Origin of the sequence: Novosphingobium sp. 9U (genome assembly GCF_902506425.1) — a bacterium.
Taxonomy (GTDB): Bacteria; Pseudomonadota; Alphaproteobacteria; order Sphingomonadales; family Sphingomonadaceae; genus Novosphingobium.
This window is the reverse complement of the sequence record NZ_LR732522.1, coordinates 1-7582: the sequence shown is the minus strand read 5'-3', so window position 1 is coordinate 7582 and position 7582 is coordinate 1. Positions and strand designations below refer to the sequence as shown.

General features: G+C 59.8%; 9 protein-coding genes and 3 pseudogenes. 10 read left to right on the top strand and 2 right to left on the bottom strand.

Going from position 1 to position 7582, the window contains the following annotated elements; translation table 11 throughout:
• The first annotated feature begins 230 nt into the window (after positions 1 to 230).
• The 8 genes and pseudogenes from GV044_RS22920 to GV044_RS19805 form a co-directional block, all read left to right on the top strand.
• Positions 231 to 365 (top strand): hypothetical protein, encoded by a 135-nt coding sequence (locus tag GV044_RS22920; protein WP_371741657.1) that lies wholly within the window; start codon positions 231 to 233, stop codon positions 363 to 365.
• A 14-nt stretch (positions 366 to 379) separates the two neighbouring features.
• Positions 380 to 598, top strand: a complete 219-nt coding sequence (locus GV044_RS22915; protein ID WP_371741656.1) for a transposase — start codon at positions 380 to 382, stop codon at positions 596 to 598.
• A 211-nt stretch (positions 599 to 809) separates the two neighbouring features.
• The gene (locus GV044_RS19830; RefSeq protein WP_159874142.1) at positions 810 to 1169 is read left to right on the top strand and encodes a transposase; all 360 of its coding nucleotides are present in this window, start codon (positions 810 to 812) and stop codon (positions 1167 to 1169) included.
• 230 nt (positions 1170 to 1399) lie between these two features.
• Entirely contained in the window at positions 1400 to 1582 is a 183-nt protein-coding gene (locus GV044_RS21965; RefSeq protein ID WP_201299176.1) for a hypothetical protein, read from the top strand.
• A 37-nt stretch (positions 1583 to 1619) separates the two neighbouring features.
• Positions 1620 to 2708 (top strand): annotated as a pseudogene (locus GV044_RS19820) (IS5 family transposase).
• Between the two features lie 156 nt (positions 2709 to 2864).
• Positions 2865 to 3032: a transposase gene (locus GV044_RS22910; protein ID WP_201299177.1), complete on the top strand. Its 168-nt coding sequence runs from the start codon at positions 2865 to 2867 to the stop codon at positions 3030 to 3032.
• Between the two features lie 1050 nt (positions 3033 to 4082).
• The gene (locus GV044_RS19810; RefSeq protein WP_159874140.1) at positions 4083 to 4319 is read left to right on the top strand and encodes a hypothetical protein; all 237 of its coding nucleotides are present in this window, start codon (positions 4083 to 4085) and stop codon (positions 4317 to 4319) included.
• Positions 4316 to 4632: pseudogene (locus GV044_RS19805) on the top strand (transposase); the annotation flags it as partial. The gene GV044_RS19810 and the pseudogene GV044_RS19805, both read left to right, overlap by 4 nt.
• 261 nt (positions 4633 to 4893) lie before the next feature.
• On the opposite strand, the pseudogene GV044_RS19795 reads toward GV044_RS19805, so the two are convergent.
• Positions 4894 to 5861, bottom strand: a pseudogene (locus GV044_RS19795) (IS110 family transposase).
• Between the two features lie 170 nt (positions 5862 to 6031).
• On the opposite strand from GV044_RS19795, the gene GV044_RS19790 reads away from it, so the two are divergent.
• Complete coding sequence (locus GV044_RS19790) at positions 6032 to 6634, top strand: response regulator transcription factor (RefSeq protein WP_159874136.1); 603 nt, start codon at positions 6032 to 6034, stop codon at positions 6632 to 6634.
• Positions 6635 to 6658: 24 nt separating this feature from the next.
• Here GV044_RS19790 and GV044_RS19785 read toward each other — a convergent pair whose 3' ends face one another.
• Entirely contained in the window at positions 6659 to 6808 is a 150-nt protein-coding gene (locus tag GV044_RS19785) for a hypothetical protein (protein WP_159874134.1), read from the bottom strand.
• 72 nt (positions 6809 to 6880) lie between these two features.
• Here GV044_RS19785 and GV044_RS19780 point away from each other — a divergent pair.
• On the top strand, positions 6881 to 7582 hold a 702-nt coding region (locus GV044_RS19780), incomplete at its 3' end, for a cupin domain-containing protein (RefSeq protein ID WP_159874132.1).

Below are 7582 nucleotides of genomic sequence, written 5' to 3'. Positions count from 1 at the left end.
ACATGACGCTGCAAACGATCGGCGCGTTGAGCGATAACCCGCACATCAGCCTGCCAGCACTGGCAGCCTGATCATCCTTGGCCCTGCCCAGGATCGGTGTTCCTACACCACCCCGCGGGGCACTACCATCTGGAACGCGGCCCGGCCGGACGTGGCAAGGCGCAAACTGTGCAAGAGCTGCGCAGCCATTCCCCGATCCTGAGAGCCTAATCTTCCTTGACGAGACGGGATTGAACACCAAGATTGCGCGGCTCTATGGCTCGGCGCGATTCGGTGAGCGCTGCCGTGACAAGGCGCCGTTCGGCTACTGGAAGACGATGACGTTCGTCGCCGGGCTCCGGCTCTCCGGGATGACAGCACCATAACTGCTTGATCGCGCATGAATGGCGATGCCTTCCGCATGTACGTCCAGCATGTCCTTGCACCGACCCTCATGCCTGGCGATGTCGTGGTGCTCGACAACCTACCCGCGCACAAGGTCGCCGGCATCCGCGAGGCGATCGCCGACCGCCGTGCCCAGATCTTCTACCTGCCGCCCTACAGCCCAGACATGAACCCGATCGAGATGGCCTTTCTCCAAGCTCAAGGCGCTTCTTAGGCAGGAGCCGGCACGATCCGTTGACGGCCTCGTACAACGCATCGGTAGCCTACTCGATCGCTTCCTTCGAAACGAGTGCGCGAACTTCTTCCAACCCGCTGGATATCAACGGTCGTCGTGAAAGTGCCCTAAAGGAGACCTGTGCGCGGGTGGTTGTAGACACGCAGGTTGATCACTGATTCAATGGGTTTTCCCAAGAGGAGAGCAGCCGTTGGCGCAGCGTTCGATAGGTCAGGAGCAGTTTGGGTTTGCTAGCCGCGAGCGGTCGATGTCATCGCTCGACACACTTTCCTCGCTGATCGATTGGCGTTCGGTAGGGGCGCTTCTTGATCCGCTGCACCCAGCAGCTAAAGCCGAGCCGGCGTGGCCGCCTTTGGCCATGTTCAGGGCGCTGCTGCTACCGATCTGGTACGATCTGTCGGACGTGAAGCTGGCTGAAGCGCTGGACGACCGGGCCTCCTTCCGCCGCTTTTCCGGCTTCGCCGCGAACGAGACGACACCCGAGCGAACCGCTCTTGTGGGGTTTCGCAAGCTACTCATTGCGCACAACCTCGATCGTGGCTTGTTTTAAGTCGTGACGGCGCAGCTCAGGGCGAAGGCGGTGATGGTTAAGAACGGACCCTTGGTCGATGCCACCATCATCGCGTCGGCCAGCGAGGACGACCGCTGGGTGAAGCACAAGGGCAAGCGAGCCGTTCATGGCTTCAAGGCCCACGTTGGTGCGGATGCAGATACAGCGCCGATCGAGGAGTCTCGATCACCTCGGCCAACATCAACGATGGCAAGGCGGGACCTGCAGCCTTGCCCGACAATCCCGGCGAGGTATTTGCCGACAGTGCCTACCGCGGTGCCCACTTCTGCAATGCAGTCCGGGCAAAAGGCGGCGTCCCCAGGATCGTCGCGACCGGTATGTGGGGACGCGACGAGCAGGAAACGCTGCGTAAGCTGGACAACTCGAAAAACCCCTGGCGTCTGACGGCGTGAAGTGATTCACTGCCTTTGCGCGATAGCGGAGGCGATGATGGCAGGGCAGCCGGGTTTCTTCGATCGTTCGGACCGATATGAGGCATTGAGCGCGGCGGGCGATCGGCTGGAGCGTCTGGCGGCAGTGGTGGACTTTAAGGTTTTCCGAGGACCGCTGGTCGCGGCGCTGCGCCGTAGTCCTCGCGGCAAGGGTGGCCGCCCGCCGCTTGATCCGGTCCTTATGTTCGAGATCCTCGTACTCCAGGCGCTCTACTCGCTTTCGGACGAAGCCACCGAGTTCCAGATCAAAGATCGCCTCTCTTTCCAGCGTTTTCTGGGGCTTGGCCTGGATGGCACGGTGCCCGACGCGACGACAGTGTAGCTGTTTCGGAAGCGTCTGGTGAAGGCCAAGGCGATCGACAGGCTATTTGCCCGCTTCGATGCCGCGCTCACAGACCGAGGGTACCTTGCCATGGGCGGGCAGATCATCGACGCGACCGTAGTGCCGGCCCCGAAGCAGCGGAACACCGAGGAGGAGAAGGCGGCTATCAAGGAGGGCCGGATACCCGAGCGCTGGAAGGATAACCCTGCGAAGATCCGGCAAAAGGATCGCGATGCCCGCTGGAGCGTCAAGTACACCAAGGCGAAGGTCAAGGAAGGCGCGGCCCCCAAGGCCTTCAAGCCGGTCGATCTTGCCATCCCCATGTTCGGCTACAAAAACCACATAGGGATCGATCGCGCACATGGCTTGATCCGCACCTGGGATGCCAGCGCCGCCAATGCTCATGATGGCGCAAGGCTGCCGGTGTTGATCAGTCCAGATAACACGGCCTCGGGCGTCTGGGCCGATACGGCCTACCGATCAAAGAAGAACGAGGCGTTTCTGGCCAAGGGCATGTTCACCAGCCACATCCACCAGCGCAAGCCGCATCGCCGCCCGATGCCCGAACGTATTGCACGGGCCGATGCGAAGCGGTCGGTGGTTCGCTCCGCCGTCGAGCACGTCTTCGCCGGGCAAAAGCACCGGATGGGCCTTGCGGTACGCACCATCGGCATCGCTCGCGCCCGCATCAAGATTGGGATGGCGAATCTCGCCTATAGTTTCCAGCGACTGGCCTGGCTGGAGGGGCGAATTGCGCCCGCATGACGCCGAAAACGGCCTGTGCTCTCGGATCCGTTACGGAAATCAGCGGATCAGCCCCAAAAACTGAGGCGCCCAATTCGTCCGCGCGCCTTCACCTTGCCATCATGCCGAAATCAGACGGTTCTTCGAGGTGTCCAGCTCCACGAGTGAAATCAACCCATCCATCGCGTACGCGGCCGGATCGAAAAGATCTTCGGAACGTGGAAGCGCCCCTACGGCCTGCGCCTAATGCGATGGCGAGGCCTCCCCAAAGCTGCCGCCCAGGTCCGCCTCACCGCCATCGGCTACAACCTCAAGCGCACGATGAACATTCTCGCTGCTTCCTGAGAGGGCGACGACGCCGTCACACAAAGCCGTGCGGCGACGACAACGGCTACACACACCCCAGGAATCCCATCACTTCCAGCGATTTACAACCACCCGCGCACAGGTCTCATCAGACCGTCAATTGAAGATACGGCGGCGCCTGGGTATCAAGGTCCCCGCCGCATAGTTGGCCAGGCTCTTACGAGTCCTTCGCGTCGCACTCAAGTTGTAAACCAAATTCGTGACAAGATGAACAGCCGGTCATCGCGCGGTAGCGTACCTTAGTCGATCCGATCGCCGCCTAAAGAGGCGGAACAGCTTGCGGCGGGTCGTCCGCTCCTTTGGCCGCACATGAGCGTACCGCACATAGACACCGTCTCGGAGCAGCGGCCACGCAAGGCGCCAAGATAGAACCGCCTCGTGGTTTGCCTGCCAATGAGAAGGCATGAACTCTTGGGCGGCGGCGATATAGCGTTCGCCACATTCAGGGCAGACTTGAGCGGGCTTAGCGAAGCGGTTCAGGATTGACATGGCATGCCATTGCCCCGAGTAAGCTAGACTGCTGCTGAATAAGCCACGGCTGGAGCGCTCAATCGTTCTCGCGTCAAGGTGAGCAGATGCTCCGCTGACAAATCATCGGCGGAGAAGGAACTTGAACTTCGACATGCCCGAGCCCAGCTGGCGCAGTAACAGGCGCTCATTATTTGAGCGAGGCTGCGGCAGCAAGTGGCAGAAGGCTCGTCTTACCTTCCTCGACGCCAACTCGCTGTGCATGCGAGGCCAAGGGCAGGCCAGTAACCGCTACCGTCGTGAACCACCGCGTTCTGCAACGTGGTGACCTCAAGCTTTTCTGGCGCCGAAAGAACTGGGAACCGGTTGCGCTTCCTCCCACAATTGCGAGATCCAGCGCGAGGAGCGGAGCGGCATCGTACACGGGACCGACTGCGATGGACGGCCGCTTGATCCTGCGCATCCTTGGACCAGGAGCAAGTAATGGCTGATACGCGGCATGAGATCAAAGTTGAAACCGTGGCTTAAGTCCAAGCGGTTGAGCTTGAGACAATCAAGGTCGTGTTCTACGCCGAGGATCGCGTCGTGCAGATGCTCGCTAACCAGCGCTGGGACATTCATTGCATCACCTTCCTCGTCGAGAAGGCGCGCGAGCTTATCTCGGTACTGCAACGCATCGTTGAAGTCGAGACGCTGGATGATCGAACCAGACAGCTATTTAGGCTCAGGACCAACCAAATACCTTGCCTAGCGGGTGGTTGGTTGATCCAATGGCGGCGTCAGGACGCGTCGCCATGAGTGATCTGATCTGGTTATCGGAAGCGCAGATGCGCCGGATGGAGCCATATTTCCCGGTGTTACATGGGGTACCGCGGGTCGATGACAGACGGATCATTAGCGGTATCACTTTCGTCGTCAGGAACGGCCTGCGAAGGCGTGATGCGCCCGCTGACTATGGTCCGCCCAAAACGATCTACAACCGCTTCATCCGGTTAGCCGACTTGGCGTGTTCAATAGGATCTTCGCAGCACTCTGGGCCCAGGGTGGCAAACCCGACCAGATGATGATCGATGCGACGCATCTGAAGGCTCACCGGACCGCCGCCAGCCTGCTGAAACGTATGGCCCGCCCCGTCGGCAAGAGGTTTGTCAAAGACGCCATGATGGTCTGCATCAACGTATCCGGTCTCAAGGCTGATGCTCTTGCCAAGATGGATATCGGCGCAGTCTGGTCCTCATAAAAGCGCCGGTGCCGAGCACCACATTTAAAACCAGGTTTCCAGGCTGCCGGTACGACCCGTTATGCCATCTTCGGTTCACCCCACGCAGACAGTGTGAGCGTGCGGCTTCGTGCTGCCCCCTATTTCTGATGATTAGGCGGCGACGAGCGCCTGCCGATCGAAATCCTTTTCATGCCCCAGCACAGCCCAGGCGATGCGGGCGAGTTTCGCCGCCAGCGCCACCACCACGACATTTGGATGAGCACGTGTCAGCATGGCCTGTAACCAGGTGCCGAGCTGGTTCGGCTTTGCGGCGAGGTGCGGCATGGCGGCACGTGCCCGGTGAATCAATTGCTTGCGCAGATAGCCATTCCCCCGCTTGCTGATCCCGAGCAGTTTCGTTTTGCCACCCGTGGAGTGCTGCCGCGGCGTCAGGCCGAGCCAAGCGGCCAAATCGCGACCTTTGGCGAAGGAGCTATCGTCGCCGATCGCCGCGAGCAATGCGGTTGCGTTGATGACGCCAATGCCAGGGATGGTCGCAAGCCTCCGCGCCCGCACGTCCTCTCGTGTCAGTGCGGCGAGTTCGTCGTCATACGCCTTGATTCGTTGGTCGAGTGGCGCCCATTCGTCGCGAAGGTCGGCTAGCAACGTGGCGGTCCGGATGCTGATAGCGGGATCACCCGTCATGAAACCTTCGAGGCGACCATCAGGTTGATACGCCCCTTGAGCAGGATGATTCCGCGCTCGAGCAGCACCGCTCGCAACTGGTTGATCAGCGCCGTGCGCGCGTTGACCAGTCGCTCTCGCGCTCGGTGCAGAACTTGCAGGTCGAGTTGATCCTCGCTCTTTAGCGATACGAAGCGCATCGTGGCACGTGTCGCTGCTTCGGCGATCGCCTCGGCGTCGCGGTCATCGGTCTTCTGCGCCTTGGCGTAGGGCTGCACATATTCCGGTGACATCAGCCGGATCGTGTGTCCATGCAGTGCCAAGGTCCGGCCCAGAAAGTGCGCGCCGCAGCATGCCTCCATCGCGATGACGCAGGCCGACAAAGTCGTCGCAAACGCCACGATCGCATCGCGTGTCATCCGCTTGCGCATCACCACCGTACCGGCAGCGTCCATGGCCGCCAAGCTGCAACTGTTCTTGCCCAGGTCGATCTACAGCAGGAAACGTCTCGCGCCGGCCCTCATCCTATGGCGCGAGTTCAAGCCCTATTGCGTCGGCCATCCGTCTCTAGCGAAAAATCGTGATCTAGATTAGAAGCGTACGTGATTGCACTAGAAGGAGCCGTATGCATCGCTACAAGACGATATCGCTAATTGAAGCAGACATGCGTCGCCGGGCTGAGCGAACCAAAGCTCTGGCTAAGAGCAGGTTCCATGTTGAGCCATACGATAGCGTCGCTGAGTTTCGGATTGATGGTAACACAGACACCCTTATCCTCGTACGCGATGAGGGGCAGATTATCACTGACCTGCTGCAAGATATGCGCTCTCGCTGCTACTGGGCTCCGGTCCTCGGCTACCATAACAACCCCGATGTCGTACGTTGTTCGCAGCTCATCCTGAAGGGGCTCACAGCCTATCTACCCGATAAATTTGATCATTCCGACATCCAAACATTTCTGGATGGCTCTGCTGCTGAGCTTACTTCCTTGATAAACTCGCGATTCGCCTCTGCTGAGGCGCAACATAAGCTAAGCGAGCTAACGAAACGTGAGATGCAGGTGCTCGATAGTCTTAAAGATGGTCTTAATAGTCTCGAAATCGCCAAAGTGCTGAACATTAGCTCTCGTACTGTTGAAGTGCACCGCGGTAATTTGCTTAGAAAAATGGACGCCAAAACTGCTGCGGCGGCAGTTTACATGAGCGCCCAAGCGCTTATTACCGCGTGACCTCACCATCAGAAGGGCGCTGTATCAGTAGCTCGCCCGGTCCATTTCGGCGTCGTCCAGCGCCTCGAACATGTCGGGATTGGCGCCGAGCAGGCCTATGCGCTTGTGGAATTGTCGGCAGCCAGGCGGCCCGGCATGAGATGCGGCACTAACGTACTTGCTGGCGACAGACATACTCGCCGGGCTGTTGGCGGAGAGTAGTTATTGTGGCACTTTGTGCTCACAGGTTGAGCGCAGGAGGGCGCTGTGGATGTTCTCGATGGTATCCTCTCGTCATTGAAGCTGAATGGCGGCGTGGTCTTCGACGCACGATGCACTGGAGATTGGTGTGTCGTCTCGCAGTTTAAACCTGAGCAATGCGCGCCTTTCTTCGCCATCCCGGATGAAATCATCTCGTACCATTTCGTTCGAAAAGGTCGTGTTTTCGCGCAATTACCTTGTCAGGCCGCGGCGGAGGTCAGCGAGGGATCGCTCATCCTGTTCCCCCGCAACGGGGCACACCTACTCTTCACCGCACCGGGCTTGGAGCCGACCGACATGGCCGAGTATGTCGGACCTGGCTCGAACGGTGCCGTCAACAGCATCGTCATGGACTTAGGAGAAGAGCCGACGCAGCTCTATTGTGGATGGCTTGGTGTTCCCACCGGTGCTCATCCGCTCCTCGCGGCCCTCCCGTCGATGTTGCTGGTTAGCTGCGACAGCTTTGCGGTGGACTGGATCGCAAGCTCGCTCAGCATTGCCGCTCGGGAGTGGCGGAACAGTCCGTCCACCGTTGCCAAGATCTCAGAGCTTCTGTTCGCGCAGGCAGTCAAGCGCTACGCGCAAGATGCGCCGGATGGCAGCTGGCTGGCTGCTCTGCGCGACCCGATTATGGCGAAAGCGCTCGCCGCCATCCACATGCACTATGGCCAGGATTTGAGCCTCGACGCGCTTGCCAAGGAGGCGGGC

Coding starts and splice junctions, on each gene's coding strand:
- GV044_RS22915 (WP_371741656.1), top strand. CDS start 380: ATGAATGGCGATGCCTTCCGCATGTACGTCCAGCATGTCCTTGCACCG.
- GV044_RS19790 (WP_159874136.1), top strand. CDS start 6,032: ATGCATCGCTACAAGACGATATCGCTAATTGAAGCAGACATGCGTCGC.
- GV044_RS19785 (WP_159874134.1), bottom strand. CDS start 6,808: ATGTCTGTCGCCAGCAAGTACGTTAGTGCCGCATCTCATGCCGGGCCG.